Source organism: Streptomyces sp. NPDC058257 (assembly GCF_042881845.1).
Lineage (GTDB): Bacteria > Actinomycetota > Actinomycetes > Streptomycetales > Streptomycetaceae > Streptomyces.
Genome location: NZ_JBHVXJ010000026.1, coordinates 1 through 26,528 on the forward strand (window position 1 = coordinate 1; position 26,528 = coordinate 26,528).

Consider the following 26,528-nt stretch of genomic DNA (forward strand, 5'->3'; position numbering starts at 1 on the left):
GCAGAAGTACATCAGCGACGCTTACCGCATCCATCACACACAGGTGATGCCCATCCGTCCGCAGCCCGGAGAACCCCCAAATCAGCGACAGAGCCCGGAAGTGAGCCAGAACCGGGTGGGCCGCCAGCAGGGTTGCGATCTGCCGTTCCAGGGCGGCACGTTGCGTGAGGTGGGCGCGCAGCTGGGCGGCGAGGCCAGGCACGATGGTGGTGGGCGCGCCGGTGCCCGCGACGACGACGGTCTGCTCGTCGAGGGCGGTGAAGATGTCCTCGACCAGGCGCGCGGCCATTCTCGGTGCCTCGGGCCGGATCAGGGTGATCAGGCGGCGGCGTCCGGCTCTGCGGCTTTGCGGATCAGGGCCGGGGAGCCGTATCGCTCCAGGGTGGTGAGCACGGCCGGGTGCTGGATGCGCGGGCCCAGGACCCGTTCCAGCGAGGGGTGGATCTGCGGATCAGCTTGCATAAGGAGCTCATATCAGCGACCGAAGCGACTGAAGCGACCGACCGACGCCTGCACATCACGTCCCATGACCCGACCAGGGCGTGTGCTCGATTCTTGGTGCAAGTCAGGAAGACACGCCGAGAGTTGCTCAATGAGCGATCCACGTTCGATTCAATGCGCGATTAATGTAGGGTCGCTGTCGGAGGTGACCTCTGTGTCCACTGGGAACGAGCTGTTCAGCGCGGTCGATGCGCTGCTGGAGCAAGTCGCGCAGGACGATCTGCCGACACCCGCCGAGCGCAGGCGTCTGCGTGAGGCGGCAGGGCTGAGCCAGGCGCAGATCGCGACCGCGCTGGACGCCCGCCGGGAAGCGGTGGGGAACTGGGAGAGCGGGCGGACCGAACCGCGGCCGCCGAAGCGCGCCGCCTACGCCCGGCTCCTGGAAGGTCTCGCCGCACGCTTCCCCGCCCCGGCCGACGAGCCGTCGACTCCGGGGCCGCCCGCGCCCACGACACCGGCGCCCACGACACCCGCGCCCGCGACACCGGCGGCCCCGGAGTCGGCGGCCCCGGAGTCGGTGGCTGGCCCGGCCCCCGAGCCCGCCCCAGCACCCGCCCCAGCGCCTGCCCCGGCCGTAGCACCGCCCCGCCAGGCGGTGAGCAGTACCCCCGGGTCCGGGTCCGGGCCGACCGCGTCGTCGCCGCGGCGTCCGGGCGCGAAGAAGGCGGCAAAGAAGACCACGGCCGCCGCGGTGGATCCGCGCTTCGAGAACGGTCCGCTCGCGGTCGTCGACTGCGAGGACGGTGTCGTCTCCGCGTACTGCGTCGGCGGCCTGGTCCTTGACGTGCCCGCCAAGTCGCTTGCGGCCTTGGTGGACTGGACACTGCGGGAGGCACGGCTCGGGCAGGCGCGGCTGCACCGCAACGGCAAGGACGCCGACCCCATCCTGGTCCTCATGCCGTCCGCGCTGGAGCGCTACGGCCTGCCCGCCACGCTGTCGGAGGAGGAGCGGCGTGCCGGACGTATCCCGGCCGGGCACAAGGTCCTCAAGCAGCTGGAGCGCGCCGAATGGCAGCTCACCCAGCGGGGCTTCGGCCCATGGGCGCGGATCTTCCGCCCGGCCGACGGGGCGAAACGCAACTGCGTCCAGCTGTGCATCCCTGCCTGGAACGCGCTGGATGTCCGCGAGTGGGACAACCGCGACGCCCCGCTGCTGCCCACCATGGACGCGGCAGACTTGGCCCGGTTCCTGGGCACCTACGCGACACGGGTGATGACTCCGCGCGGCACCACAGCCGTCACCGGTCTGGAACTCATGGTGGCGCTGCACCCGCCGACCATGGCCGCGAAGGACGAGGCCACGGGGGAGTGGCGCAGCGCCCCGGCCCCCGGAGCCCTGACGGCCGTGTACGAGCACGTGCCCTGCGAGGTCCCCGACGGACACCCCGTGCTGAAAGGCAAGTTCGCGCGCCACCACCAACGGACCCCTGCCGAGATGCTGATGGAGGAGTCCTACGACTGGTGCCGACCGCTGACCGACGCCGAGTGCATGAAGAGCCACGTCGTCGGCATCGACGTCAACATGGCCTTCGCCGCCGCGGCGAACCGGCTCACCGTCGGTCTGGGCGGCCCCACCCACCTCCACAGCCCCGCCTTCGACTCGAAGCTGCCCGGCTCCTGGCTGGTCGACCTCTCCCACATCGAACTGGACGAGCGCTTGCCGTCCCCGTTCACGGCGAAGGGCACCCGCCCCCAGGGCCCGGCCTGGTACGCCACTCCCACCGTCGCGTACGCGGTGGAGCTCGGTGCCCAGGTGCAGCCGATCGAGGCACACGTCCGCTACGAGCACGGCGGTTACCTGGACTCCTGGTACACGCGGCTGCGCGACGCCTATATGGCCACGATGGCCGACCTCGGCGTGGTGTCCGGCATGGAGGAGCAGGCGTTCCTGGAAGCGATGGCCGAGCACAAGCAGGCCGACCCGGAGATGGCGCTCGTCCTCAAGGCGATCAAGGCGACCGCGAAGGGCGGCATCGGCAAACTCAGGGAACGCCCGCGCACCACGGCCCTGTTCGAGCCGTGGCCGGCCCTGGAACGCAAGGAGTGGCGCCCGGACATCCGAGCCGCCGTCCTGGCCACGACCCGGGTCAACATGCACCGCAAGATGATGAAGGTCGCGGCCGCCGCGGACCTGTATCCGGTGGCGATCGGCACGGACTGCATCGTCTACCCGTCCGACGGGCCGACCCCTCTGGGCTTCCTGCCGCGCACCCCCGAGGGCAAGCCGCTGCCCGGCGGCTTCCGGCTCGGAGTGTCGCCCGGGATGGTCAAACACGAGGGCGCCCAGACCACGCTGTGGGCCGAAGAGCAGTACGAGAAGCACGGCCTGGTGAACATCGCCCGCATCATCAAGGACGGCGGCAAGCCCGCCGACGACGGGGAGTAGACGATGGTCGACCAGCTCGGGGAGAGCCTCGATCGCGCGGTGGAGCAGGCATTCACCCGCCCGATCCCCAAGTCCGCCCAGGCGCAGATGAAGTACCTGGTCAAACAGCTCAAGGGCACCAAGGCCGTCGCCCAGGCGTTGGGCGTGTCCCAGCGGACCGTGGAGCGGTACGTGGTCGGCAAGTTGAAGCGGCCCCGCAAGGACCTCGCCGGACGTCTGGAGCGTGCGGTGAGGAAACGGTGGCAACCGCAGATCCGGGCGAAGGCGAAGAAGAGGGCCGCCTCTTCAGACGGCATCGTCGTCTCCACCCGGGCCCGCTTCGGATTCACCGCGGCGCCGGGCAGCAGCGACGACGCACGGGTACGCCACATCACCCAGGCACTGTCTCCACGCTGGGCAGAGCAGCTCTTCGAGGCCCGCGACCAGGGCGCCACCGAACAGCAGCTGCTGAACATCGCCGCACAGGGCCTGGGCGAGCACTACTTCCGCGACAACGGACGCCGCGCCCACGACCTGATGGTGGAGTTCACCGACGTCGAGGAAATGGAGATCGACCTCTGACCTCGGTGACTCGGTGATGGGGGTAGGGGGCGGTCGAGCAAGGCCTTTGTAGAGGGACGTATCAGCGGGTCAGCGGCTGATACGGGGGAGCGGGTCCCGTACGCAGGATCGTTTCTGGCGAAGAATCGAACGGATCGAACGGAATCTGTACATCGCCGGATCTGATGAGCGGAGGCCAACTCGCCATCGGCCCCTCAAACCGTGCTCACGGCCAGAGCTCCGCGCCCCGGTCCCGATCGGGACAGCGACTCAAGCGACCCATCTTCGGAATCGGCCCGCCGGGGCGAACCGGCGTGGCTCCAACGGCACTCCACGGGCGCTCAAGGCCCGCTCAAGGCGGATGCGCCGGGGAGCGACCGAAGCCGAGCGACCGACGCTCCTCTTGGTCGCTTCCTCAATCCTTGAGAAACCTGCTGGTCAGAGGGTTGCTACCGGGAAAACAGCGACCGAAGCGACTGAAGGTCCAGGTATATGAAGACATTCGTGTGTGCGTGTATGCGCGTGCGCTTCATATATAGGGAGCTTGAGTCGCTTCAGTCGCTGTTTTCTGGTGCGCACACCCTCTGAAGTGCGACTTCTCTTCGCGGAACAGGCAGCGACTGAAGAAGAGTTGAGTCGCTGGGTCCGGGCTCGGGTCTCAGTGGCCGGTGTTCGCCCCACGCTCCCCAACTGCACGAATTTTCATACCCGTTTCGCTAACCTGTTTCTGTCATTGAGTCGCTTCAGTCGCTAACGGGGGAAACACATGGCTGCTGAGCTGCGGGTTTCACGCAGCGAACAGTCGTTCAGCGGGAGGGCGTTGGCGACGGCCAGGTGGTGCGCGGGCAGGGGCTGGCCGGTTCATCCCCTGACCGCCGGGCGCAAGACTCCCGCGGGCAACTGCGAGGCCTGCCGGGCTCCGGGACACACGTATGACGGCTGTACGTGTCTGCGGGACGGTCGTTGGTGTCACGGGTTCCGTGCGGCCACGCTCGACCCGGGCCGCATCGAGCGCTGGTGGGGGACCGGCGGCGGTGACGGCCTGGGGGTGGGTGTCTCCTGCGGGCCCGCGGGTCTGGTCGTCATCGATGTCGACGCCCACGCTCAGCCGCTGCCCGACCGCTCGCGTCTCCTGCCGGGCATCCCCATCGCCGAGTCCGTCGACCTGGCCGGGCTCGCCGACGGTTTTCACACCCTGGGGGTGCTGGCCGCCCTGCGGGGCGCCGCGCACCCGGCCACGGACGCCGGCACCCTGCGCGTCCGCACTCCCTCCGGCGGCCTGCACGTCTGGTACCGGGCCCACCCCGGACACCGCTGGCAGTCCTCGGCCGGTTCCAGCAGTGGCCGCGCCCTGGCCTGGCAGGTCGACATCCGGGCCCACGGCGGCTACATCGTCGCGCCCGGCACCCGTACCCCGCACGGCAGTTACACGCCCCTCGGCGCAGCCCGTGCCCCCGCCCCGCTCCCCGACTGGCTGGCCGCCGAGCTGGAGCGCACCGGGCACCTTGCCCCGGCCCGCCGGACACCCCTGTGCGGCCCTGTACCGCCGCCCAGGGCCCGGCTCGCCGTCGCGGCCGCCGGAGGCGGGCACAGTGCCGCCTCGAAGGCCCTGGAGAGGGTGCTGTCCGAAGTGGCGTCCTGCGCGGCCCTGTCGGAGGGCGCCGCGTTCTCGGAGAAGCTCAACCGGGCCGCCTACACCGCAGGCGGACTCGCGGCGGCGGGGCACCTCTCCAGGGCCGAGGCCGAGCAGAGACTCACCGAGCTCGCCGCCGACGTACGCCCCGGGCAGGAACGGCGCTGCGAAGCCATCATCCGCAGCGGCCTGCGTGCCGGTGAACGCCGTCCCCTCGTTCTCGGGGGCCGGACATGACCGCTCATGACGACAACGCCCTGTTCAATTTCGACGCCGAGACCGTGGCCGTCCAGATCCTGGCGGAGGCCGGGCCCCCACAGCCGGCGATGCAGATGCCGCAGCAGCGCGGCGCGGACCCCGCCGGTATCGCCTTCCCCCAGGGCCTGCTGCCCGACACGCTCACCGACCGCGGCAACGCCAAGCTGTTCGTGAAGCTGTACGCGAACGACTACCGGCATGTGCCGGGCCTGGGCTGGTACCGCTGGGACGGCACCCGCTGGCAGCTCGACGAGGACGACACCGTGCTGTGGGCCGCGGGTGACCTCGCCGAGGCCATCGCCACCGACGACCCGCGCGGCATCCAGTCCACGACTTCCCTGCTCCAGCACCGCCGCCGGGCCCTGTCCACCAGCGGCATGAACGCCATGCTCACCCAGGCGCGATCGGCCCCCGGCATGGTCCTCAACGCCGCGCTCCTGGACGCCGATCCGTACACCCTGTGCACCCCGGCCGGCATCGTCGACCTGCGGACGGGCATCCTGCGCAGGGCGGAGCCTGGCAAGGACTTCCACTCCCGCTCCACCTCGCTGCCGCCGCGGCCCACGCCCACCCCGCGGTGGATGCGGTTCCTCGCCGATACCTTCGGGGACGGACCCGAGGGCGCCGAGATGATCGACTTCCTGCACCTGCTGCTGGGCTACTCGGTCACCGGCGACGTCGGCGGGCAGGTCATGCCGTTCCTCTTCGGCTCCGGCAAGAACGGCAAGTCGGTACTCCTGGACGTCCTCATGAAGCTCCTCGGCGACTACGCCGACGCCGCGCCGCCGGGCTTCCTGATGGCCCGCCCCTACGAGGGCCACCCCACCGACCTCGCCGAACTCCACGGCCGCCGGGTCATCGTGTGCAGCGAGGTCAAGCCGGGCGACAAGTTCGACGAGGCCCGGGTCAAGCTGCTCACGGGCGGCGACCGGATCAAGGCACGGCGGATGCGGCAGGACTTCTTCTCCTTCGAGCCCACCCACAAGCTCTGGCTGCTCGGCAACCACCGCCCCGAAGTCGGCAGCGGCGGCTTCGCGTTCTGGCGGCGGATGCGGCTCATGCCCTTCGAGCGGGTCGTCTCCGACGAACGCAAGATAGACAACCTCGCCGACATCCTCGTCACCGAGGAGGGCCCCGGCATTCTCAACTGGCTGATCGAGGGCGCCCGCCGCTATCTGCGGGGCGAGAAGGACCTCACCGGACCCGAGAGGGTGCGCATCGCCACGACGGCGTACGCGGAGACCGAGGACCACACCGGACGCTTCATCGGTGAATCCTGCGCGCTCGACCCCGAACTGCGGTCGGAGCAGGCGCAGTTGTACGCCGCGTACCGGGCGTGGTGCCACAATGAGGGCGCTCCCGCCCTCTCGTCCAGGGCGTTCGCGGCCCGCATCCGCGAGGTCGTGGGACTGAAGTCGCCGAGAGAGATGATTCTCTCCAACCAGCGCAAGTACTACCCGGGCATCGGATTGCTCACGAAGCTCGCCGACGAGGAGACAGAATGAGCGCCCTCATCGAGGGGGAAGAGATCTCCCACGAAGCCGATCTGGTGTGGCTTCAGGACATCGACGACCTGGACTACGTGCGCCAGAGCCTGGACCGGCTGCCCAGTCGGCGCGGCAGGCCCCCCTACCACCGCGACGGACGCATGGTCGGCTACGCGCTGCTCGGCCCGCAGGCCAAGGCGTCCCGCTCCTCGGGGACCTTCCGCCGCAGGGTGTTCTGGCTGCTGCCGCACGACCGGGACTCCGATCCGTCGGGCCTGTACGCGAGTTCGGCCCCGGCCGAGGCCATCGACCCGCGGACGCTGGCCCCGGGCAGCCGGGGTTACAAGACGGAGCGTTCGGAGGGCGGGCCGCCCTCGCGGGCCATGCGGGAGATGGGGATCACGCTGCCGCTGTGACGCCGCCGGGGCGGCCTAGCCGCGGCTCACCGTCCCGCTGACCTGCGCGTCGAAGACGCGGCGACCGTCCTGACGGCCGGTCACCAGGACGCTCATGCTGTCGGCCTGCTGGACGAACAGCGGGGCGGCCTCGATCCAGCAAGGTCGGTTGAACTCGGCATAGCTGAGGAACTCCGTGGTCATGGCCGTCAGTGTCAGCGAGCAGCCGGGGACGAGCAGGCCGAGCGTGGCCTGGCGGGCGGCCTCCATGAGCACCATCGGCGGGATGTGGTCGTCGCCGATGTCGAACAGGACCGGGTGGTCCGGGTCCGGGCTGAGCCGCCAGCGGCCGGGATGTTCACTCAAGGCGAGAACCACGTCCCGCGGCAGACCCCGGCCGAAGGCGGCCGGTGCCACCTCCGAGGGACGGTGGGCGGGCAGGGGGTCCGGGACCGTGCCGCGCAGCCGCTGATAGGCGCCGGGAGAAGCGCAGACGAAGCGCACGGCGCCGGTGGCCAGCGCACGGCCGCCGCGCCAGATGGTGATGTCCAGGCCGAACTCCACGAGTCGGCTGCCCTTGCGCTTGAGGTCGGTGCAGTTCGCATCGATGCTGAGATCACTGGGGACCATGCCGATGGCGAGTTCGTCCGGATCGGCGGTGAACGACAGATCGCACGGCAGGAAGTGATGGCCGAGCGGCACCCCTAGCTCGGCATGTGCGAGATACAGGGCGACTTGCCGGATCGTCTCCGCGGCCTGCAGCGGGTCATGCCGTCCGTCGGGCCCGTTGAAGAAGGCGTGGGCCCGCGGCCACTGGCCGGTGAGCGTGAAGCGCGTAGCGCCCGACCGCCGGCAGCTGGTCAAGAAGACTTCGGCCATGGACGAGTGGCGTACGTACTCGCACGGCACCGTGGTGGTCAGCAGGAACGGCGCATCGGGGCCGGAAACAAGGTTTCCTTCCTCGATCGAGCGGTCCTCGGTCCGCGCCGCAGTGTTTGGAGTCATCAAGCTCATCAGACTTCCCCCCGGAAGAACGCCCATGTGAATCGAGCACTTGTACGTAAGATACGGACCCACCGGTTTTGTCTTCAACCCAAAACCGACCACGGAAGGGCCCACGCTCCGCATTGGCCGAAAGTGTTCTACGGAGAGCCTAAAAAACAACCAGGCAACCGGTATATTTCCTGGCGGCCGGATAGAAGACTTCCTGGTGTTCCGGCCGAGGGGGAGCGATCGCGATGGCGTATGCCCGCACAGATGTGGTGATCGTGGGTGGTGGCCCCGTCGGCCTGCTGCTCGCCGCCGAACTCGCCGGCTACGGCGTGCGCACGGTGGTCATCGAGGAACGTGCCGAGGTTTCCGAACACCCCAGGGCCACCACCCTGCACGCCCGTACCGCACAGGTCCTCGCGCGCAGGGGCCATCTGCCCGCTCCCTCACTGCCGCTGGGCGAAGGAACCGTCAGTACGCCCTTCCACTTCGCCGGTGTGTGGGGCCTGGACCTCACCGCACCCGCGACCGAGCCGGAGCCGCTGTGCAAGCGGCCGCAGGCCGAGCTGGAGCGGCTCTTCGAGGCGCGGGCGCTGGCCGCGGGAGCCCAGGTGCTGCGCCGGCACCGGGTCACCGGCCTCGACCGGCGGGAGACCGGCGTGACGGTGAGCGCCGAACACCCCGGCGGGCGCACCCGCTTCGAGGCCGCCTACGTCGTCGGGGCCGACGGCGCCCGCAGCACGGTGCGGACCCTTGCCGCCATACCCTCCGACGCGACCCCGCCGACGATGGCGGCCATGGTCGGGGTCGTGCGGTGCGACGGGGCTCAGGCACCGGAGCCGGGCTGGCATCGCACGCGGCGCGGCTGGGTGGTGGCCAAGCGCACCGCCGAGGGCCGCTTGCACCTGCGGGCGGTCGACTGCCTGGAGGCGCCGGCCGACTACGCACTGCCGCTCGGCATCGAGGAGTTCCGCCGGGAGCTGTCGCGGATCATGGGCCGGGAGCTCGTCATGGACGAACCGCGCTGGCTGAGCCGTTTCAGCGACTTCTCCCGCCTCGCCCGTACCTACCGATCAGGGCGGGTCCTGCTGGCCGGGGACGCCGCCCATCTGCACTTCCCCATCGGCGCCCAGGGTTTGAGCACAGGGCTGCTCGACGCCCTGAACCTCGGCTGGAAACTCGCCTTCACCGTCCGTGGCGCGGCCGCCCCGGGACTGCTCGACTCCTACGACACCGAGCGCAGGCCCGCCGCCGCGCGGCTCCTGGAGCAGATCCGCACGCAGGCGGACCTGATGCGGCCGGGCAGGACACCCGGATCGCTGGCGGAACTGGCCGCCCTGATGGGACCGGACGGCGACGACTCCGACACGGACGCGGTGCTCGGGCGGATCGGGCTCCTGGTCAGTGGCCAGGACGCCGTTCTGCCGCCGCGGTCGGCCGGGCCGTGCGGGTGGGAAGGGCAGTTCCTCACCAACCGCGAACTGAGCACGGACGAGGGCCCCACCGACGTCATGCGTCTCCTGCGAGACGGACGCATGCTCCTGCTGCGCTTCGGGCACCCGGAGGACGGCTTCACGTCCGGTGTGCCGCACGCCCTGCGGTACGTGCTGCGTGAGGTGCGCGCGGCGCCGGTGGCCGGCTGGCCCCGTGCCGCGCTGCTGCTGCGTCCCGACGGGTATGTGGCCTGGGCGTCGGACACCGCCGCCGACCTCGGCGGGCCGCTCGCCCGGTGGCTGGAGCCGGCGGGCGCAACCCGGAGCGCCGTGCTTCAGGCGGAGGCACCCGCAAGCTCGGCCGCGTCCACGAGCGTTTGAACCTCCGCGTAGATCGCGGCGCCGCGCTCGGGCGAGAGGTCGATCGTGGTGAGCACGGAGGACTGCACGACGTTGGGCATGATGTGGCGTAGCAGCACCGATGTCCGGTGATTCAGATCCGCGTAGCTGCTGACGGCCTGGGACATCGACTGCACGCCGGCGTAGGCGCCCACCACGAGGTCGGCCGTGTCGCAGGGCACGACGTGGGGCAGCAACTCACCCTGCTTCTTGGCCTCTTCCAGCAGGGCGGTCATGCCCTTGCCCCAGTCCTGGAAGGACGTCCCGCGGTCGAGCTCCGCCGCGTGCTGGTCCATGGCCAGCCGGACGCCGGCGCGGACCATCGGGTCCTCCTGCAGCCGGTAGGTCTGCAGGAGGACGGTGTCGATGACCTCCTGCGCCTTGCACGCGCGGGGCGGGACGATCCCCATGTGCCGGCCCTGCGCCGCCATCACGCCGTAGGCCAGGTCCTCTTTGGACTGGAAGTGGAAGTACAGCGCACCCTTGGTCACACCAGCTGCGCTGAGGATGTCCGTGATCGTGGCCGCCTGGAAGCCGTGCTCCTCGAACACTGAGGCTGCAGCGACCAGAATCGCCCGTCGTGTACGGATCGCGCGGTCTTGTTTTGGCATGTTTCCACCTCCTCCGAGATCATGGAACCCCGGGGAGGCCCATATAAAAAAACCGTCAAGTTCGTATCTTAACCCCTCGGGATCCATGGCGGCAGAGCCGGGGGCGTGATCGAGCCCAGGCCGGCGTGTTCCGGACGGGTGCCGGATGGCGTGGTGGTAATGGGGGGGGATACGTGCTGTCGGGGGCCGGAGCGCGGGGCGCTTTACAGCTGGACGGCGGTGACGACGGTGCGGAACATCTCCTCGCCGCCCTGCTCGCCGATGACCTGAACCCGGTCGCCCCGGGGGCCGTCGGGCAGGCGTACGGCCTCGATGAAGCACGGCGCGTCGAGCTCCACGTACCGCAGGTACTCGGACTCGACCTCCACGGGCACCAGGCGGGCGGCGTCGCCGAGGACCGCCGTCGCCGCCTGCCGCGCGGCCTCGGTCAGGAGCATCCCGGGCACGTGGTCGACGGGGTGGTCGAAGAGCACGGGATGACGGGTGTCCACGCGCAGTTGCCACCGGTGGTCGGCGCCGATCGGGGAGAGCACCACGTCGGTCGGCGACAGGCGGCCCACGCTCTGCGGCGGAACCGGCGCGGTGAGCGGGATCTGCAGATGTCCCTGGTTGCCGCGCAGCCTGCGGTAGGCCCGCGGCGCGACGCAGGTGTAGGTGATGCGGCCGGTGGCGACGGCTTCTCCGCCGCGGTGGATCACCGCGTCGTAGCGGGCCCCGATATGGGTCTCCCGGCGCTCACGCACGTCGCTGAACGTCACCTCGATGTCGAGGTCCGCAGGCGTGTTGCCGACGCGAAGCTGATCCGGCCGCACCGACATCGCGAAGGTGTGCATGAGGAACTGGTGGCCGACCGGGACACCGAGCTCCGTGTGCGGCAGAAGGAATCCGACCTGCCTGATCGTCTCCGCTGCCAGCAGCGGGTCGTGGTAGGTCCCCTGGAGCGGTGAGTAGAAGCTGTGGCAGCGGGGCCACTGGGCCGTGACTGCGAACCGCATGTCGTCGAGCCGCCGTTGGCCGGTGAGCAGCACCTCGGCGAGGGCCGCACGGTGGACGAACTCCTTGGGCACCGTGGTGGTGAGCCGGGTCGGCGGACGGTCCGCAGGCCACGGATCCTGCGGCGCGGGGCCGGCGGGTATCCGCTGCAATGGTTTGTCCGCGGGGCTGAACGTGTTCGTGGACATGTTGATCCCCCAGAGTCGCGACTGGAAAGAGCGCCGAAAAGGACGCTCTCGCGGACCTCAACATACAGACCACCCGGTTTATTTTCTACAGACTCGTGCCTACTGCCGAGTGGCGGGAAATGGAGGATCTGCTTCCGACCTCTCGGGTCAGAACGGGTGATAAGTGAGTGATCAATCTATCGCAGGATGACCGGAAGGCGACCCTGAGCTCGCCTCTTGCCCGAACTCCCTGGTGCGGACTCCGGGTGACCCCGATCGGGTCCGGATTCGCCGCGACCGACTTGGCGCGAGGACCGTATGCCGCACGGGACCTGAGGGGCACTCAGTCACGTCGGCAATGCCCGGATATGTGTGCGGCGCGCTGTAGGCGCTCGCTGGGCGGGCTCGACCAGTGCTCCAGTACGGACGGCGACGATCGCGAAGCTGCGTGCGTGCGCGGCGGCGGCCCAGCGCAGCGACGGAGCCCTGATGACCAAGCAGGAACGAGCGGTTCGGACCCGGAACAGGCTCATCGAAGCAGCCGCCGAGCTGTTTCACCGGGACGGTTTCGAGATGACCTCGCTCGCGATGGTCACCGCCCGGGCCAGAGTGAGCAACGGAGCCCTGCACTTCCACTTCGCCACCAAGGCGGACCTCGCGCAGGCGGTGGCGGAGGTGGCCGCGGCACGGCTCGGCCGGATCGTCGACGCGGGCGCCGGGGGCGGCGGTTGGGACCGGGAGTTGCAGCGCCTGATCGACGTCACGCACGCGTTCGTACGGAATCTGGACAGTGACGTGGTGCTGCGCGCGGGATTCGATCTCTGCTCGGTTCGGGAGCGGGCGGTGGCGGGCGCGAATCTGTGGGAGGCCTGGCACGCGTGGGTGCGCCAGGCGCTTGCGACGGCCGAGACCGAGGGGGGACTCGCGCCGGGCATCTCGGCGCAGGACGCGGCCGCCGCGGTGGTCGCGGTCACCGTTGGGTTCGAGGCGCTGGGGGCGCAGGACGCGCGCTGGCTCTCGCCGGACCCCCTCACCCGGTTCTGGCACCTGATGCTGCCCGCGCTGGCCCCCGCCCCGGAGCGCGAGACCCTGACGGCGGCCGGCTCCGCGGCGGTGCGCTGACACCGGAGCCGGCGCCCGTCACCTGGCGCTCGGCAGGGACAGCGCTGTAGCGCCGGCCGGATCCAGGGCGGCGAGCACCTCGGGCTTGGCCAGGCACGGCAGGACGAAGTGCCAGAAGCGGGCCAGCGCGCCGGGCGTGAACCAGCAGGGATCGGCGCCGCCGAGCACTTCGAGGCCGGTGGTGGCCGCCGTGATCGAGACGCTGACGTCCTCGGGACGCACATGATCGGCGAGCAGACCCTCCGCCTCGGCCGCGGCCAGCAGCCGGCGGACACAGGCATGCCACTCCTGGCGCAGGTCCGGGCCCGTGCGCCGCGGCGTGCGGCAGCTGAGATGGAGCCCGGCCCGTGCCACGACATCGCGCCGCAGTTCTTCGGCGATGGCGTACGAAGCGGCGGTCAGCCGCTGCAGGGCGTTCATGCCGGGGGTCTGGACCGCCCGCACCGCGCCCCGCAGGGCAACGGCCGCGGCGGTCTCGACGGCTGCGGCCACCGCGGCCTTGTTCGCGAAGTGGAAGTGCAGGGCCCCGGCGCTCACACCGGCGCTGGAACTGATCTCCGCGAGCTTCGCCTGGACGTATCCGCAGCGTTCGAACGTCTCGGCCGCCGAGCGGATGAGAGCGCCACGGGTGCGTACGGCACGTTGCTGCTTCATACGGGATCTCCTCCGGGGCGGCTGCTGAAGATCCCAACTATAAAACCGGCATGCCGGTTTCTTTGCTGCACGTGAAGATTCTGGCCGATTTGTGCTGGACGCCCAGACGGGTATGGTGCTTCCGCGTTTTCTGTGTCGATCATGATTCACGAGGGCGGGTCGGCGGGCCGAGTGCCGACCGAACTCGGTTGCCACCTTGGGTAATGGAGAGGCGAGTGGCGCCGGTTGGCGCCCCGAGGTCCCCCGACCCCCGGCGGCTACGATACGTTGCCCACTGCACCCATCACACCTCCGGCCGTTAAGGACTCGACAAAACCAACCCCCCGTTTTGTTTTGGTGTATGCGGCGGAAAGTACGACATGTTCTTTGCAGTGCCTGCCCCGGCCGCGCGTCGCAGGGTGCCGGGCGGCGTCATGAGTCCGCGACGCCGACCTGGCCGTGTCGGAGGCGGGCCGTGTTGGAGAGGTGAGTGATGGCCAAGCAGGAGCGAGCGGTCCGGACCCGCGAGTCTTTGATCCGGTGCGCCGCCGAGGTGTTCGCGCGCGAGGGGTACGTGTCGGCTTCGCTCTCCCACATCAGCCGGCGGGCCGGGGTCAGCAACGGGGCGCTCCACTTCCACTTCGAGGCGAAACGGGAGCTGGCCCGCGCGGTGGAGGACGAGGCGGCGCGCAGGGTGCGGGTGATCACCGGAGATGTTCCGGCGGCCGACGGCGTGCGGGGGGACGCGCTGCAGGGTCTGATCGACGCGACGCACGGCCTGATGGCCGGCCTCGCGGAAGATGTCGTCGTGCGGGCGGGCTTCGAGCTGGGAGGTGAGCCCGCGCTGGGGGCGAAGGCGGGCGTGCGGCGTTACTGGCAGGCGTGGGTCGAGGACATGCTCGTACGTGCCGAGCGCGAGGGTCGCCTCGCGGAAGGCATGACGCCCGAAGGGGTGGCGCCCGCCATCGTCGCGGTCACCGTGGGCTTCGAGGTGCTGGGCGGCACGGACAGCGGATGGCTCACGGGGCAGCGCATCGACGCGTTCTGGGAGCTGATCCTGCCGCGATTGACCGGCGAAGCGGTCTGAAAGTCTTTGATCAAACAGACTCTGTCGGCTGTTTTTGGGCGCTTCAAGCGCTACTGACCCCCTTGAGGGCTGCCTGACGGTGGCCCTGGACTCACTACACAAGCCCTCTCGTACGCCTGTGACGAGGGGCTTTGTGTCGTTCGTGACCCAGTCCTTCAAGGCTGTAGGTGCACTCAAGGAACAGATGGGAGGTTGTAAAAACAGCGCGACCGGTCTGGTATTGACAAACCGGGTTGCTGGTTTTTTACTGGTGGCACCGGACAGCCCGGGATACAGGCCACACACGAACTGGGGAGACGGCGTGGATATCGATGTTCTGGGTCCGTTGGGTGTGAAGGTGGATGGGCTTGCTGTGATGCCTACGGCTCCGAAGCCCCGGAAGGTGCTGGCGTTGCTGGCCCTGCACGTGGACCGGGTGGTGCCGGTCGCGGTGCTGGTGGAGGAGCTGTGGGGGGAGCGTCCGCCGCGTTCCGCACGGACGACGTTGCAGACGTACATCCTGCAGCTGCGTGAGCTGATCGGTGCGGCTCTCGAGCGGGGCGGTCGGAACGCGTCGGCGGACGGTGGTTCGCCGCTGTCGGCGAAGGACGTGCTCGTGACCGCTCCCGGGGGCTATCTGCTGCGGGGCGGTGGCGGTGCCAGTGACGTGCGTGAGTTCGAGCGTCTCGCGGGCCTGGGCTACCGGGCGATGGACGCGGAGGACTTCGCGGGTGCTGCCCGGTATCTGCGGGAGGGGCTCGCCTTGTGGAGCGGGTCGGCGCTTGCGGATGTGACGGCGGGTACGCAGCTGGAGATGGAGGTCCGCAGGCTGGAGGAGACCCGGCTGTGTGCGCTCTATCAGCGGATCGAGGCGGATCTCCGCCTGGGCCGCCATCGTGAACTGCTGGGTGAGCTCACGATGTTGGTGAGCCGGTACCGCACGCACGAGAACCTGCACGGCCAGTTCATGTTGGCCCTCTACCGCTCGGGCCGTCGCGGCGAGGCCCTGAACGTGTTTCAGCGGCTGCGTCAGGTACTGGTCGGCGAGCAGGGGCTTGAGCCCTCCGTCGAACTCCGCCGCCTGCAGGGGGCCATCCTGAAGTCGTCCGAGTCCGCCCCTCACACCGCACGGCCCGAAGCCGTCGGCAGTGGTGCACGGGATCGTCTCGTCCGGGTCGGCTAATGGCCGCGTTCCGCGGCCGAGTCACTCAAGCAGTACCCGCCCCGCCCAACCCCGAACGGCCTGGCACAGGCTTCGGGTGGGTGGGGCGCCTTGCTGTGCGGGCAGGGGCGCGGACCGCGTGCAGCTCAGGCCGGGGCCGGGAGCCGCGCTACCGGCTCTCCCGCTCCTCCTGGAACCTCCGGAGCAAGTCCTGCTGGTCCAGGACCAGTTGCTCGACCTGAGCCCGCAGACGCGCCACCTCCGCCGACAGGTCCGCCGTCCGGGGACGCGGCTCCGCCAGCGCGGGGGAGTGATTGAGGATCGCCTCCATGCGGGCACGCAGGGGCGGGCCCGGTTCTATACCGAGAGTGGTGACCAGACTGCGGCGCGCCCGTTCGTAGACGCTGAGTGCCTCCGCCTGCCGGCCTCCCCGGTACAGGGCGACCATCAGCAGATCGTAGAAGCGCTCCCGCAGTGGGTGGTCGGCCGTCAGACGCTCCAGGTCCGAGGTGATCCCCGCGTATCTGCCGCAATCCAGGCTCGCCTCGTACAGGGCCTCCAGGGTGGTGAGGCGCTGCTCCTCCAGGCGGTCCGCCTCCGCCGAGCAGAGGGGCCCGTGGCGGCTGTCCAGCAGGGCCGGGCCCTGCCACAACGACAGGGCCCGGCCCAGGAGTTCCGTCGCGTGACGCGGATCGTCCGGGACCGCGGCCCTGCCCTGCCCGGACAGCCGGGTGAAGCGGGCCACGTCGGTCGAGGCCCGGCCCAGCGTCAGAAGGTATCCGGCGGGCAGCGTGCTGATCCATTCGTGGCCCGGATACGGCAGCAGCCTGCGCAGCCGGGCGACATGGGCCTGAAGGGCGTTGGGCGCGTTGGAGGGGGGCCGGTCGCCCCACAGTTCCTCCACCAGCCGGTCCACGGGCATGAGTTCGCCCGCGTGGATGACCAGGGTGGCGAGCAGGACCCGCTGCTTGGGCCCGGAGGGCACGATGCCCGCCCCGCTCACCCCGTCATGCACGGCCAACGGGCCCAACAGCCGGAACTCGGTCACCCCGCCGCGCACCGGAGCCGGTGCGGCGAGGTCGAGCACGGTCATCGCGGCACCATGGACGGCTCCGGGGCCAGGAGCAGGGCGCGGCGCACGTCGTCCTGGATCCGCCCGGCGACCTCCGGGAGCCGGTCCCGGAAGTAGAAGTGGTCGCCGTCGAACAGACGCAGGCCCATGAAGTGCGCGGAGGCGGCGGCCCAGCCCTCCAGGCGGTGCGGTGGCGCCACCTCGTCGCGGATGCCGCCGTAGACGGACAGAGGGACCGGCAGCGGCGCGGTCAGCGGCTTCGTGCGCCAGGTCTCGCTGATGCGCAGGTCCGCGCGGATGACCGGCGCGAACAGCTCCCACAGCTCCTCGTGGGCGAGTACCGAGGACGAGGTGCCGCCCATCTCGGCGAGTTCCCGGCGCAGTTCGGCGTCGGACAGCAGATGCCGGCCCGCACCGTTCCCGTCGGGAAGCAACGCGTCGTGCGCGGACACCCCGAGCCAGAGCGGCGGTGTGCGGCCCGCCTCGACGAGCCGGCGGGTCAGTTCGTACGCGATCAGTCCGCCCATGCTGTGCCCGAAGAACGCGAAGCGGCCGGCAAGCCGGGGGCCGAGCTCGTGCAGGAAATGCTCGACAAGCGCCCCCGCGTCGTTCAGCGGGGGACGCCGGTCGCCCGGGCCGCGGCCCGGCGCGTCGAGGGCCCGCACCTCCCAGTCGGCCGGGAAGCAGGGCGGCCAGTCGCGGTACATCAGATGTGAACCACCGGAGTGGTGGAACACGAACAGGCGCAGCTCCGGCTCTTCCGCCTTCTGCATGGCGACTCCATCGACGAGGCACTCCGGCGTCCGGCCCGATGACCAGGATCCCGGGCACGGGGGGGGGCGGGGGATTGGGACGATAGCCGTCTCCCAGCTGCGCAGGCGTGGGCGCGAGTGGGCTTCGAACCGCGCTGCACACACTCTCAAGGCGCGCCGTGTACGTCCCGGCCGCCGCCTGTACAGGGCTGCTTGAGGGCGGGTCCAGCAATGTGGGGGACGGCCGAAAACGGGTCTAGCGTGCCAGGGACCAAGACCGCCACTCGATGGGTCAACGGCACGGCCGTCACTCGATGGCGTACGGGAGGAAACCGTGAAGATCCAGGTTTTGGGGCCACTGAGCGCCGACGTCAACGGTGTCTCGATCGTGCCCACCGCGAGCAAGCCGCGTCAGCTCCTCGCCCTCTTCGCGTTCTACCCGGGCCGCATCGTTCCGGTGGGCTCGCTCATGGAGGAGCTGTGGGGCACCGAGATGCCGCAGAGCGCCCTGACCACGCTGCAGACGTACGTCCTTCAGCTGCGGCGCCGGCTCGGTACCGCCATGGGGCCCGACTCTCCCGGCAACGCCAAGGAGATCCTCGCCACCCGGCACGGCGGATACGTCCTGCAGATCCCGGCCGACTCCGTCGACCTGCACCGCTACGAGCAGCTCGTCACGGACGGCCGTCGGGCCTTCGAGGAAGGCGATGACGTTCAGGCGTCCACACTCCTCAGAAGCGCCCTCGACATGTGGAACGGGGCGGCCCTCGTCGACGTACGCGCGGGCTCGATCCTCTCCATCGAGATCATGCGGCTCAACGAGTCCCGCCTGGTCACCGTCGAGCGGCGCATCGACGCCGATCTGCGCCTGGGACGGCACAGCGAACTCATCGCCGAGCTGACCGACCTGATCGCGCGACACCCGCAGCACGAGGGGCTGCACTCGCAGGCGATGGTCGCCCTGTACCGCTCCGGACGGCAGGCGACAGCGCTGGACGTGTACCGCAGGTTGCGCGCACGGCTCATCGACGAGCTCGGCGTGGAGCCTTCGCCGCAACTCCAGCGTGTGCACCAGATGATGCTCACCGTCGACCCCGAGCTCGACGTGGTGGCGGGTGCGCGGCGCACCTCGACCTTCGACCGCTACGCCGCCTGACGTCCCGGCGGCCGGCCCCCGCTCGCCCAAGCTGGCACCGGCCAGGGCCCGTTGACGGGCACGGCCCCGGGGTAGAGTCGCCGCGGCGGCACGGCCGTCGCATGTCTTTCGGCAGGCAGGCAAGGGGGGAAGGGCATGACCAGGCCGTTTCGGTTCGGCGTGAACATGATGAAGCCGGCGGGTGGTGCGCAGTGGCGCGACAAGTGCCGCCGGGCCGAGCGACTCGGTTACGACGTCATCCTGGTCCCCGACCATCTGGGAATGGTCGCGCCCTTCCCGGCGATGGTCGCGGCGGCGGCCGCCACCGAGCGGCCCCGGATCGGCACCTTCGTCCTGAACGCCGGTTTCTGGAACCCGGCGCTCCTTGCGCGCGAGGTGGCCACCACCGACGCGCTCACCGGCGGTCGCGTGGAAGTCGGCCTGGGCGCCGGCTACGCGGAGGCGGAACACAAGCGGGCGCGGCTGGAGTTCCCCTCGCCCGGCGGCCGGGTCCGTGCACTGCGGCACACGGTGGACGAACTGGAGCGGCTGCTGACCGATCCGGCGCATGCGCCGCGGGCCGAGCAGCGCCCGCGGCCGCCGCTGCTGATCGGCGGCAACGGCGACCGGCTGCTGCGTCTGATGGCGGAGCACGCCGACATCGCGGCGTTCACCGCGACCGCCGGTTACGAGAACGGCATCCTGCGGGCCCTGACGCCTGGTCAGCTCGACGAACGTGTGGCCGCCTACGAGGGGTTCGCCGCCCATCGGGCCGTGCCCGCCGAGCGGAACCTCCTTGTGCACTTCGTGGAGGTCACCGACGACCGGCACGCGACGGCCCGCCGGCTGCCCAAGGTTCACCCCGAGCTGTCGCAGGAAGACCGCCTGACCCTGCCGGTGATGCTCTTCGGCACCGTCAAGCAGATCGCCGAGCAGCTGCGCGAGCAGCGGGAGCGGTTCGGCATCTCCTACATCGTGGTCCTGGACGGCGTGATGGACGTCTTCGCCCCGGTGATCGAGGAACTCTCCGGCACCTGACCGAACCGGGCCCGCGCCCGCGCCCCGGCTACGGCAGCGAGGCCGCGGGCGTCACGGTCCGCCGCGACAGCGTCAGTACCCCCGACTCCGCGTGCTCCCTGGCCAGTTCGAGGGTCGCGAGCGACGTACGCCCGATGGCCTGCCGCACACGGTGGCGGACCACCTCCATCGCGGACGGCGCCCGGGCCGCCGGCCCCGTGGCCAACTGCCCCGACGCGGCAGGAGCCCGCGCCGCGGTCTCGTCGAGCAGCACCGAGTGCTGGGCGATCACGCGCACCCCGTGCTCGTCGGGCAGCACCGACCACTCCCCGGTGTGCGCGGCCACCGGCGCGGACGGAGCGGTCTGCGTGAAGACGATCCGCCCGGCGTGCGGGAAACACAGCCGGACCGCACCCGCCGTGCGCACCGCTCCGTCGGGCAGCAGGACGTCGTAGTCCAGGATCTGCGTCCCGGGAGAGGACTCGGTGAGCTTCAGGCGCCGCATGTGCGGCAGGAGGCCGGGCCAGTCCGCGGCCCGGTACAGGAAGTCGTAGAGCAGCTCGCCGGGCCCGTTCACCCGTACCGACTCCTCGAAGGACAGCACCAGGTCGTCGACGCCGACCCGGCTCTCGGCGACCCGGCGCAGGCTCTCCAGCTCCGCCCTGGCGTTGTCCCCGGCGACGAGGCACTCCCCGGCCGCGTCGTCATCCCGGTCGCCCACGACGGTGAACTCGTGCCGCACCGTCACCACACTGCCTCCGCCCACGCCGTCCTCGACGGTCCATTCGCCGCTCATCGACTCGACCGGCGTCCCGTGCCCCAGCTGTACGAACTCGATACGCCGCTCGTGCGGATGCCGCACCCGTGCCTGGAGCGAGGACCTGATCCGACCGCCCGCGCTCTCCCACACGCGCAGGCGCTCGCGGACCCCGTCGAAGTCGAGGCGCTCGATGTGCAGGATGTGCGGGCTGTACAGCGGCCTGCGCGCGGTGTCCGCGAGCAGGGCGAAGACCGCTCCGGCCGGCGCGGCCACCTCGACCGAGTGCCGCAGGCGGTGCACCCGCCCACCAGATATCTCAGATATCTCGGACATCGCAGTCTCCTTGGGCAATCGAGGACGGATCGGCTGGTCCCCACCGTCGGTGGGAGTGCTTGAGGAATATTCGAAGGACGCTTGAATCCGGCCTCAGAGACGGTCCGTACCGAGTGTGGATTCCCTGGAGCGGCCCGGGGCCCCCGGGCCATCCGGCACCACCCCGCACCGCCGCAGCGCACCGGCCCAACGCATGCCCCCAGCCGGGTGTTCGCCGCGCCGGGGACCGGCCGGAGCCGGTCCATCGCCCGGACGTGCGGGCAGGTCGAGCCGTATGTCAGGACCGTGTCAGTGGTTTGTCACTGGCCTTCTGCATGCTTGGACAGCGCCTCTTGAGGAGGGGGAGGGGGCTTCGTCGGCGCGTGCCCCGACTGCCGATGACCACTAGCCGCTTCGCACGTCTGCCGCAGGGTGAGCCGATCACCGTCGTCGTGGAGCTCGGCCCCAGTGCGCTGCCCGTACTCGAACTGCACGGGCCGATCGAGAGCACCCACATCGAGGCCGCGCTCGACAGCATCGCCACCTGCTATCCGGACGCACCCGCCTGGACTGCCGACCTCGAGAGCCGGGGCCCCGGTCAGCACACCCTGCGCTTCACCGGCGGCGCGGACGACGAGCGGTCCGCGTTCCCCCTGGGCGCCTTCGCCGACCTGCTCACCCATGCCGGGCGCGGCTCCTTCATGAGCCGCTGCCTGCCCGCGACGCCGCTGCAGCGCGACCTCCTGGCGGACGCCGACACCCACCCCGATCCGGGCCGCCAGGTCGAACAGGCGGCCTGGGACTGGCACGGGCCCCTCGACGTGGCGCGGTTCACGGCCGCCTGGAACTCGGTGTTCGCCAACGAGTCCGTGCTGCGCACCACGTTCGACGACCGGCCGGAGCCCGGCCTGGTCGTGCACGACCAGGCCGAACCGGAGGTCGTACGGCTGCCGCGCGGCACCGCCGAGTGGCACTCCCTCGTCGAGGCCGACCGGCGCCGCGGCATCGACCCGCGCCGCCCGGCCCCGCTGCGCATCACCCTGCTCGGCGGCGGGCAGGCGAGCTCCGCCCCGTCGACGCCCACCCGTGTGCTGCTCACCTACCACCACGCGCTGCTCGACAGCTGGTCCGTCCGGCTCCTGGTCCGCGAGTTCTACCGTGCCTATCTCGCCGGCGGGGAACTGCCCGGCGGCGAGCGAAGGCCCGACATGACCGACTACGTGACCTGGCTCGCGACGCAGGACACCACGGCCGCCGAGGACTTCTTCACCAGCGCCGACACCGGTGACCTCGCACCCGTACCGCCGCTCTTCACCGACAGCGGCAGCCGCGCCGAGGGCCGCTCCAGGCTCCGCCTGACCCAGGGGGAGACCGCGGCGCTCGCCGACTGGGCCGCCACCTGGGGCGGCGGCGAGTCCATCGCCCTGCAGGCCGTGTGGGCGCTGCTGCTGTACCGCGCCGGGCGGGCCGTGGGGCCGACACGGGTGCGCTACGCCACCACTGCCGCCGGCCGGAGCATCCTCTTCGAGGGGGTGGAGCGCACCCCCGGCGCCCTGGCCGGGCCGCTGCCGCAGGCCGTGCTCGTCGACCCCGACGCCACGGTGCCCCAGCTGATCGCCGACCTGCGCGACCGCTGCCTCAACCAGGCGGCGTACGAATGGGTTTCGGCGAGCCAGATCCACGCCTGGACCGGCGGTCCGCGCCCGCCCGCCGACACCCTGCTCACCTTCGAGGCGCCGCCGCGTGTCATGCCCGAGCTTGAGGCCGACCTTGCCGCGGCCGGTGTTCAGGTGGAGCCGCCGCAGACCCTGGGCGCCCGCACCGCCTTCCCCGTCACGCTGATCGCCCACCACGACAGGAGCGGCTGCCTGGTACTCACCGCCTCCTACGACCAGGTGCGGCTTCAGGAGATCACCGAACTCCTCGCCCATGCCGCGCTGTTGCTGCGCGAACTCCCGCGCGGATCCGGGCCGCACACCACCCTCGGTCAGGTCCTCGCCCTGCTGACCCACATGGGCGACGGCGCCGCCGTCGGTCCGGTGCAGGCCGAACCCGCGGAGAGCGGCCCCCTGCCGGCCGTGCTGCGCCACCCGGCCCACGCGGACGCGGGCGCCGTCGGCCTGCTGCAGGCGCCGGGCATCTCCCGCGCCTTCTACGACCAGCTCGCCCACGCCTACCCGGGGCCCGAGGGACTTCTCCTGCTCGCTCCCGTCCCGGCGGGCGGCACCCGGGCCGATGCGGCCGCACACGCCGTGTACGACGCACTGGGCTCCCGCGTCCCGTCCCGCGGCGGCCTTGCCTTCGCCGGATTCTCCGGTGACGGCGCCGCCGCCTGCGCCATCGCCCGCCTCGCAGCGGCGGACGGCCACCGGCCGCTCGCCGTCGTCCTCGACGCGACCGGCACCGGACCGGACGACCTCGCCCACAGGCTCGCGTCGGCGGTCGCACGCAGGCCCTGACCCGACGTACGAGCAGGACGCGAGCACGAGCACGTATACACGTCACGTCACGTTCGAGCAGCGAGACGCCGAGGAGGCAGCCATGCCGAACTGCGAACCGAAGCCGGTGGCGCAGCACGAGCGCACGGACGAAATCGCCTCCCGGGCCTGGGCCGAGGCGCTCGCGATGGCTTGCGGGGACGCGGACCACGCCCACCGATCGCCGGGCGAGCTGCTGGCCGCTTCGCTGGAAGCGCACCGCGCGCTGTCACGAGGGTTCGGCCGGAGCGTACCGTTCACGGCCCTTGGTCCCGACGGCGGTGTGCTGGGGCTTGCCGCCTTCGTCGCGGTGTACACCGTGCAGTCGAACACCGCTTCAGCTGAACTCGAAGTTCCGCACCCTGTACGGGACTTGGGGCAGCCGCACGCCTAGCGTCGACCGTGCACATCCACCTCCTGTCCGCGCCCGTCTGATGTCCTCCCCGACCAGGCGGGCGCGTCGACGTGGAGGGGAAGTCGCCCTCGTACTCCTGCGGGCAGGAGCCGCGTCGGGCTCGCTGAGCCAGATCTGGTCCGTGACGCCCTCCCCGCCGTCCCGCGGCCGGTGGCGCCGCCGTCCGGACGGGCGACCGGCCTTCGTGCCGCAGGACGTGTTCGCCGTGCCCCACGGGGAGACAGGCACGATTCTCGGCAAGTCCGCCGACGCGACCAAGACGCTCACCAGCCGCGTGCTCACCTCGGCGGCCCCGAAGAACGCCTGCGGGCCGAGCGCCTGATCGACCTCGCTCTGGACCGCCTCCAGTACAGACCGTGATGCCGGTTTACGGGTGACGCCAGAGTGCGTCGATCTTTCTGTACGGCCGCATGGAGGGCGTGAGTGGCGTCGGTCTTCGGTAAACGGGGTAGCCGGTCTGTCGTTTATCGAATGAGATATGCCTGGATTGCGGAGAGTTGAGCGTCTTTGCACCCTCGTTAAGGGCTCCTGAATCTCTCTAGGAGCGCTTGAGGTCGGCATGGCAGTCTTTCAAAACAGGGAGTTTGGTTTGGTTCTCGCGGAACCTGGCCTCGCGAACCTGCTGTCCCGCAACTCTCGGACCGACCGCCGTCGTCGTTCGAGCACACACGAACAGGGGATTGGCGTGATGAGCGTGATGGACATTGATGTTCTTGGCCCGTTGGGTGTGCGGGTGGGTGGGGTCGCTGTGATGCCTACGGCGCCGAAGCCTCGGAAGGTGCTGGCGCTGTTGGCGTTGCATGTGGACCGTGTGGTGCCGGTGGAGTTGTTGGTTGAGGAGTTGTGGGGGGAGCGTCCGCCGCGGTCGGCGCGGACGACGTTGCAGACGTACATCCTGCAGCTGCGTGAGTTGATCGGTGCGGCGCTGGAGCAGGGCGGGGAGAGCGCGGAGACGGCCGGGGGTCCGGCGCGGGGTGAGGGTGTCTCGGCGAAGGACGTACTCGTGACGGCTCCGGGCGGGTACGTGCTGCGGGGTGGTGGCGGCAGGAGTGACGTGGTGGAGTTCGAGCGGCTTGCGGGGATGGGCTATCGGGCGATGGACGGGGAGGATTTTGTCGCGGCGGCCCGGTTGCTGGGTGAGGCTCTGGCGTTGTGGAGCGGTTCGGCGTTGGCGGATGTGCGGGCGGGTGTGCAGTTGGAGATGGAGGTGCGCCGGTTGGAGGAGACGCGGCTGTGTGCGTTGTATCAGCGCGTCGAGGCGGATCTGCGGCTTGGCCGCCACCGTGAGCTGTTGGGTGAGTTGACGGTGTTGGTGAGCCGGTATCGCACGCATGAGAACCTGCACGGCCAGTTCATGCTGGCCCTTTACCGTTCGGGCCGTCGGGGCGAGGCGCTGAGTGTGTATCAGCGGCTGCGTCAGGCACTCGTACGCGACCTGGGCCTCGAGCCCTCACCGGAGCTGCGCCGCCTGCAGCAGGCAATCCTGAAGACCTCCACACCCAATCTCCAGGTCCCGGTTCTCCACAACCCGGCTCCCTACGTCTCGACCGCCGCGAACGCGCGGCTGGTCTCCGCTGCCTGACTCGGCCCAACTCCCCTCGCCTACAAGGACGTTCAGACCCGGATCCGCACACCCCGGGAGCGTCAAGTGCCGCACCTCGCACTGGGGCGTCAGACATCACCTCAAGGCGTGACCTCCCTCTCGTTCGGGTCCGGCACGATCAGCGTGCCTGTCTTGTCGTTGCTGAACATTTGCAGGAGGACCGAGTGTGGGATCCGTCCGTCGATCACTCTGGCTGCGCCTACGCCGTTGCGTACGGCGTGCAGGCATCCGGTCATCTTGGGCACCATGCCGTCGTTCAGTTCCGGCAGGAGTTTTTCGAGTTCGTCGGCGGTGAGCCGGGGTATGACTTGTTGGCTGTGTGGCCAGCCCGCGTAGAGTCCCGGGACGTCGGTCAGCATGATGAGTGTTTCGGCGCGCAGTGCTGTGGCGAGGGCGGATGCCACGGTGTCGGCGTTGACGTTGTAGACCAGGCCGTCCTCGGTGCTGCGGGCCAGTGGGGAGACCACGGGGATGCGGCCGTCGGCCAGGAGGCTGTTCAAGGCGTCGGTGCTGACGCTGGTGATTTCGCCGACCCGGCCGACATCGACGGGTTCTGCGTCGATCCAGGGTATGCAGCGTTTGGCGGTGAGGGTGTTGGCGTCTTCGCCGGTCATGCCGACGGCGAGGGGGCCCAAGCGGTTGATGAGTCCGACCAGTTCGCGCTGGACCTGGCCGGCGAGGACCATGCGTACTACGTCCATCGCTTCGGGGGAGGTGACGCGGAGTCCGGCTTTGAACTCGCGTTGCAGGCCGCGTCGTTTGAGTTCGGCGTCGATCTGGGGGCCTCCTCCGTGTACGACCACGGGCCGCAGTCCGGCGTAGCGCAGGAAGACGATGTCGCGGGCGAAGGCGGCGGTGAGGTCGTCGTTGACCATGGCGTGTCCGCCCAGCTTGATGACGACCGTCCGGCCCTGGTGACGGGCCAGCCATGGCAGGGCTTCGTCGATGGCCTCGGCCTTGGCCAGGTCGGGGTGCGTGTTGGCAGGCACCATGGGCACGTTGTCAGTCATGAGAACCTCGCACGACGGTGGGCCAAGCCGCCGACCGGGCAGTTGGCGCTCATAATGACGACTCCTTCTGCGACTGGAACCCTGGCCCCGGGCAAGGACCCGTCGACCAGTGGACATGCGCTTGATTTCCGGATGAGGACACTCGGCTGCGCTGCGGGATGCCGGAAAAATGAACACCTGTCGACCCGGGCCGCGCTTG

The 26,528-nt window shown here is 70.3% G+C and carries 23 protein-coding genes and 1 pseudogene; 15 read left to right on the top strand and 9 right to left on the bottom strand.

Annotation, left to right across the window (positions count from 1 at the left end; translation table 11 throughout):
- Positions 1-109 precede the first annotated feature (109 nt).
- Positions 110-447, bottom strand: a pseudogene (locus tag ACFVXC_RS37645) (IS110 family transposase); the annotation flags it as partial.
- A gap of 208 nt (positions 448-655) precedes the next feature.
- Between ACFVXC_RS37645 and tap the strand changes: the two are divergent.
- From tap to ACFVXC_RS37670, 5 genes are all read left to right on the top strand, one after another.
- Positions 656-2,887 (top strand): telomere-associated protein Tap, encoded by a 2,232-nt coding sequence (gene tap / locus ACFVXC_RS37650; protein ID WP_389915171.1) that lies wholly within the window; start codon positions 656-658, stop codon positions 2,885-2,887.
- Between the two features lie 3 nt (positions 2,888-2,890).
- A complete protein-coding gene (gene tpg, locus ACFVXC_RS37655) occupies positions 2,891-3,448 on the top strand; it encodes a telomere-protecting terminal protein Tpg (protein ID WP_389915174.1) in 558 nt (185 codons plus the stop codon).
- Between the two features lie 745 nt (positions 3,449-4,193).
- Entirely contained in the window at positions 4,194-5,297 is a 1,104-nt protein-coding gene (locus ACFVXC_RS37660) for a bifunctional DNA primase/polymerase (RefSeq protein WP_389915177.1), read from the top strand.
- A complete protein-coding gene (locus ACFVXC_RS37665; protein ID WP_389915179.1) occupies positions 5,294-6,823 on the top strand; it encodes a phage/plasmid primase, P4 family in 1,530 nt (509 codons plus the stop codon). Before ACFVXC_RS37660 ends, ACFVXC_RS37665 begins: the two co-directional genes overlap by 4 nt.
- On the top strand, positions 6,820-7,221 hold the full coding sequence (locus ACFVXC_RS37670; protein ID WP_389915182.1) for a DUF6009 family protein: 402 nt from the start codon (positions 6,820-6,822) through the stop codon (positions 7,219-7,221). Before ACFVXC_RS37665 ends, ACFVXC_RS37670 begins: the two co-directional genes overlap by 4 nt.
- Positions 7,222-7,236: 15 nt before the next feature.
- Here ACFVXC_RS37670 and ACFVXC_RS37675 read toward each other — a convergent pair whose 3' ends face one another.
- The gene (locus ACFVXC_RS37675) at positions 7,237-8,205 is read right to left on the bottom strand and encodes a ScbA/BarX family gamma-butyrolactone biosynthesis protein (RefSeq protein ID WP_389915185.1); all 969 of its coding nucleotides are present in this window, start codon (positions 8,203-8,205) and stop codon (positions 7,237-7,239) included.
- Positions 8,206-8,438: 233 nt separating this feature from the next.
- Between ACFVXC_RS37675 and ACFVXC_RS37680 the strand changes: the two genes are divergently transcribed.
- Entirely contained in the window at positions 8,439-10,004 is a 1,566-nt protein-coding gene (locus ACFVXC_RS37680; protein ID WP_389915188.1) for an FAD-dependent monooxygenase, read from the top strand.
- On the opposite strand, the gene ACFVXC_RS37685 is transcribed toward ACFVXC_RS37680, so the two are convergent.
- Both ACFVXC_RS37685 and ACFVXC_RS37690 read right to left on the bottom strand, forming a co-directional pair.
- A complete protein-coding gene (locus tag ACFVXC_RS37685) occupies positions 9,959-10,633 on the bottom strand; it encodes a ScbR family autoregulator-binding transcription factor (RefSeq protein WP_389915191.1) in 675 nt (224 codons plus the stop codon). The two genes, ACFVXC_RS37680 and ACFVXC_RS37685, sit on opposite strands and share 46 nt — an antisense overlap.
- Positions 10,634-10,836: 203 nt before the next feature.
- Complete coding sequence (locus ACFVXC_RS37690; RefSeq protein ID WP_389915194.1) at positions 10,837-11,814, bottom strand: ScbA/BarX family gamma-butyrolactone biosynthesis protein; 978 nt, start codon at positions 11,812-11,814, stop codon at positions 10,837-10,839.
- Positions 11,815-12,282: 468 nt separating this feature from the next.
- Here ACFVXC_RS37690 and ACFVXC_RS37695 point away from each other — a divergent pair, with 468 nt between their 5' ends.
- Entirely contained in the window at positions 12,283-12,915 is a 633-nt protein-coding gene (locus ACFVXC_RS37695) for a ScbR family autoregulator-binding transcription factor (RefSeq protein WP_389915197.1), read from the top strand.
- An 18-nt stretch (positions 12,916-12,933) separates the two neighbouring features.
- On the opposite strand, the gene ACFVXC_RS37700 is transcribed toward ACFVXC_RS37695, so the two are convergent.
- The gene (locus ACFVXC_RS37700) at positions 12,934-13,569 is read right to left on the bottom strand and encodes a ScbR family autoregulator-binding transcription factor (RefSeq protein WP_389915199.1); all 636 of its coding nucleotides are present in this window, start codon (positions 13,567-13,569) and stop codon (positions 12,934-12,936) included.
- A gap of 472 nt (positions 13,570-14,041) precedes the next feature.
- Here ACFVXC_RS37700 and ACFVXC_RS37705 point away from each other — a divergent pair, with 472 nt between their 5' ends.
- Complete coding sequence (locus tag ACFVXC_RS37705) at positions 14,042-14,635, top strand: ScbR family autoregulator-binding transcription factor (RefSeq protein WP_389915202.1); 594 nt, start codon at positions 14,042-14,044, stop codon at positions 14,633-14,635.
- Between the two features lie 301 nt (positions 14,636-14,936).
- The gene (locus tag ACFVXC_RS37710; protein WP_389915376.1) at positions 14,937-15,797 is read left to right on the top strand and encodes a BTAD domain-containing putative transcriptional regulator; all 861 of its coding nucleotides are present in this window, start codon (positions 14,937-14,939) and stop codon (positions 15,795-15,797) included.
- Between the two features lie 148 nt (positions 15,798-15,945).
- Here the strand turns inward: ACFVXC_RS37710 and ACFVXC_RS37715 are convergent, their stop codons facing one another.
- Both ACFVXC_RS37715 and ACFVXC_RS37720 read right to left on the bottom strand, forming a co-directional pair.
- Complete coding sequence (locus ACFVXC_RS37715; RefSeq protein ID WP_389915204.1) at positions 15,946-16,869, bottom strand: BTAD domain-containing putative transcriptional regulator; 924 nt, start codon at positions 16,867-16,869, stop codon at positions 15,946-15,948.
- Positions 16,866-17,621, bottom strand: a complete 756-nt coding sequence (locus tag ACFVXC_RS37720; RefSeq protein WP_389915207.1) for a thioesterase II family protein — start codon at positions 17,619-17,621, stop codon at positions 16,866-16,868. Before ACFVXC_RS37720 ends, ACFVXC_RS37715 begins: the two co-directional genes overlap by 4 nt.
- 313 nt (positions 17,622-17,934) lie before the next feature.
- Here ACFVXC_RS37720 and ACFVXC_RS37725 point away from each other — a divergent pair, with 313 nt between their 5' ends.
- A complete protein-coding gene (locus ACFVXC_RS37725; protein WP_389915210.1) occupies positions 17,935-18,756 on the top strand; it encodes a BTAD domain-containing putative transcriptional regulator in 822 nt (273 codons plus the stop codon).
- 135 nt (positions 18,757-18,891) lie between these two features.
- Positions 18,892-19,773, top strand: coding sequence for a TIGR03621 family F420-dependent LLM class oxidoreductase (locus ACFVXC_RS37730; RefSeq protein WP_389915213.1), 882 nt, complete (start codon positions 18,892-18,894; stop codon positions 19,771-19,773).
- Positions 19,774-19,801: 28 nt separating this feature from the next.
- Here the strand turns inward: ACFVXC_RS37730 and ACFVXC_RS37735 are convergent, their stop codons facing one another.
- A complete protein-coding gene (locus ACFVXC_RS37735; RefSeq protein WP_389915216.1) occupies positions 19,802-20,845 on the bottom strand; it encodes an SRPBCC family protein in 1,044 nt (347 codons plus the stop codon).
- 377 nt (positions 20,846-21,222) lie between these two features.
- Between ACFVXC_RS37735 and ACFVXC_RS37740 the strand changes: the two genes are divergently transcribed.
- From ACFVXC_RS37740 to ACFVXC_RS37755, 4 genes are all read left to right on the top strand, one after another.
- Positions 21,223-23,283, top strand: coding sequence for a condensation domain-containing protein (locus tag ACFVXC_RS37740; protein WP_389915218.1), 2,061 nt, complete (start codon positions 21,223-21,225; stop codon positions 23,281-23,283).
- Between the two features lie 82 nt (positions 23,284-23,365).
- Positions 23,366-23,695: a hypothetical protein gene (locus ACFVXC_RS37745; RefSeq protein ID WP_389915220.1), complete on the top strand. Its 330-nt coding sequence runs from the start codon at positions 23,366-23,368 to the stop codon at positions 23,693-23,695.
- Positions 23,696-23,837: 142 nt separating this feature from the next.
- Entirely contained in the window at positions 23,838-24,038 is a 201-nt protein-coding gene (locus tag ACFVXC_RS37750; RefSeq protein WP_389915222.1) for a hypothetical protein, read from the top strand.
- A gap of 375 nt (positions 24,039-24,413) precedes the next feature.
- Entirely contained in the window at positions 24,414-25,298 is an 885-nt protein-coding gene (locus tag ACFVXC_RS37755; protein WP_389915379.1) for a BTAD domain-containing putative transcriptional regulator, read from the top strand.
- A gap of 101 nt (positions 25,299-25,399) precedes the next feature.
- Here ACFVXC_RS37755 and argB read toward each other — a convergent pair whose 3' ends face one another.
- Positions 25,400-26,311 carry an acetylglutamate kinase gene (argB, locus tag ACFVXC_RS37760; protein WP_389915382.1) on the bottom strand — a complete coding sequence of 304 codons (912 nt, stop codon included), beginning with the start codon at positions 26,309-26,311 and terminating at the stop codon, positions 25,400-25,402.
- Between the last annotated feature and the right edge of the window lie 217 nt (positions 26,312-26,528).

What these genes read in the sequence shown, in the direction of transcription:
- ACFVXC_RS37715 (WP_389915204.1), bottom strand. Translation starts at nt 16,869, where the DNA reads ATGACCGTGCTCGACCTCGCCGCACCGGCTCCGGTGCGCGGCGGGGTG.
- ACFVXC_RS37660 (WP_389915177.1), top strand. Translation starts at nt 4,194, where the DNA reads ATGGCTGCTGAGCTGCGGGTTTCACGCAGCGAACAGTCGTTCAGCGGG.
- ACFVXC_RS37755 (WP_389915379.1), top strand. Translation starts at nt 24,414, where the DNA reads ATGGACATTGATGTTCTTGGCCCGTTGGGTGTGCGGGTGGGTGGGGTC.
- ACFVXC_RS37705 (WP_389915202.1), top strand. Translation starts at nt 14,042, where the DNA reads ATGGCCAAGCAGGAGCGAGCGGTCCGGACCCGCGAGTCTTTGATCCGG.
- ACFVXC_RS37670 (WP_389915182.1), top strand. Translation starts at nt 6,820, where the DNA reads ATGAGCGCCCTCATCGAGGGGGAAGAGATCTCCCACGAAGCCGATCTG.
- ACFVXC_RS37680 (WP_389915188.1), top strand. Translation starts at nt 8,439, where the DNA reads ATGGCGTATGCCCGCACAGATGTGGTGATCGTGGGTGGTGGCCCCGTC.
- ACFVXC_RS37700 (WP_389915199.1), bottom strand. Translation starts at nt 13,569, where the DNA reads ATGAAGCAGCAACGTGCCGTACGCACCCGTGGCGCTCTCATCCGCTCG.
- ACFVXC_RS37685 (WP_389915191.1), bottom strand. Translation starts at nt 10,633, where the DNA reads ATGCCAAAACAAGACCGCGCGATCCGTACACGACGGGCGATTCTGGTC.
- ACFVXC_RS37690 (WP_389915194.1), bottom strand. Translation starts at nt 11,814, where the DNA reads ATGTCCACGAACACGTTCAGCCCCGCGGACAAACCATTGCAGCGGATA.
- ACFVXC_RS37730 (WP_389915213.1), top strand. Translation starts at nt 18,892, where the DNA reads ATGACCAGGCCGTTTCGGTTCGGCGTGAACATGATGAAGCCGGCGGGT.
- ACFVXC_RS37720 (WP_389915207.1), bottom strand. Translation starts at nt 17,621, where the DNA reads ATGCAGAAGGCGGAAGAGCCGGAGCTGCGCCTGTTCGTGTTCCACCAC.
- argB (WP_389915382.1), bottom strand. Translation starts at nt 26,311, where the DNA reads ATGGTGCCTGCCAACACGCACCCCGACCTGGCCAAGGCCGAGGCCATC.
- ACFVXC_RS37745 (WP_389915220.1), top strand. Translation starts at nt 23,366, where the DNA reads ATGCCGAACTGCGAACCGAAGCCGGTGGCGCAGCACGAGCGCACGGAC.
- ACFVXC_RS37735 (WP_389915216.1), bottom strand. Translation starts at nt 20,845, where the DNA reads ATGTCCGAGATATCTGAGATATCTGGTGGGCGGGTGCACCGCCTGCGG.
- ACFVXC_RS37665 (WP_389915179.1), top strand. Translation starts at nt 5,294, where the DNA reads ATGACCGCTCATGACGACAACGCCCTGTTCAATTTCGACGCCGAGACC.
- ACFVXC_RS37675 (WP_389915185.1), bottom strand. Translation starts at nt 8,205, where the DNA reads ATGACTCCAAACACTGCGGCGCGGACCGAGGACCGCTCGATCGAGGAA.
- ACFVXC_RS37740 (WP_389915218.1), top strand. Translation starts at nt 21,223, where the DNA reads ATGACCACTAGCCGCTTCGCACGTCTGCCGCAGGGTGAGCCGATCACC.
- tpg (WP_389915174.1), top strand. Translation starts at nt 2,891, where the DNA reads ATGGTCGACCAGCTCGGGGAGAGCCTCGATCGCGCGGTGGAGCAGGCA.
- ACFVXC_RS37695 (WP_389915197.1), top strand. Translation starts at nt 12,283, where the DNA reads ATGACCAAGCAGGAACGAGCGGTTCGGACCCGGAACAGGCTCATCGAA.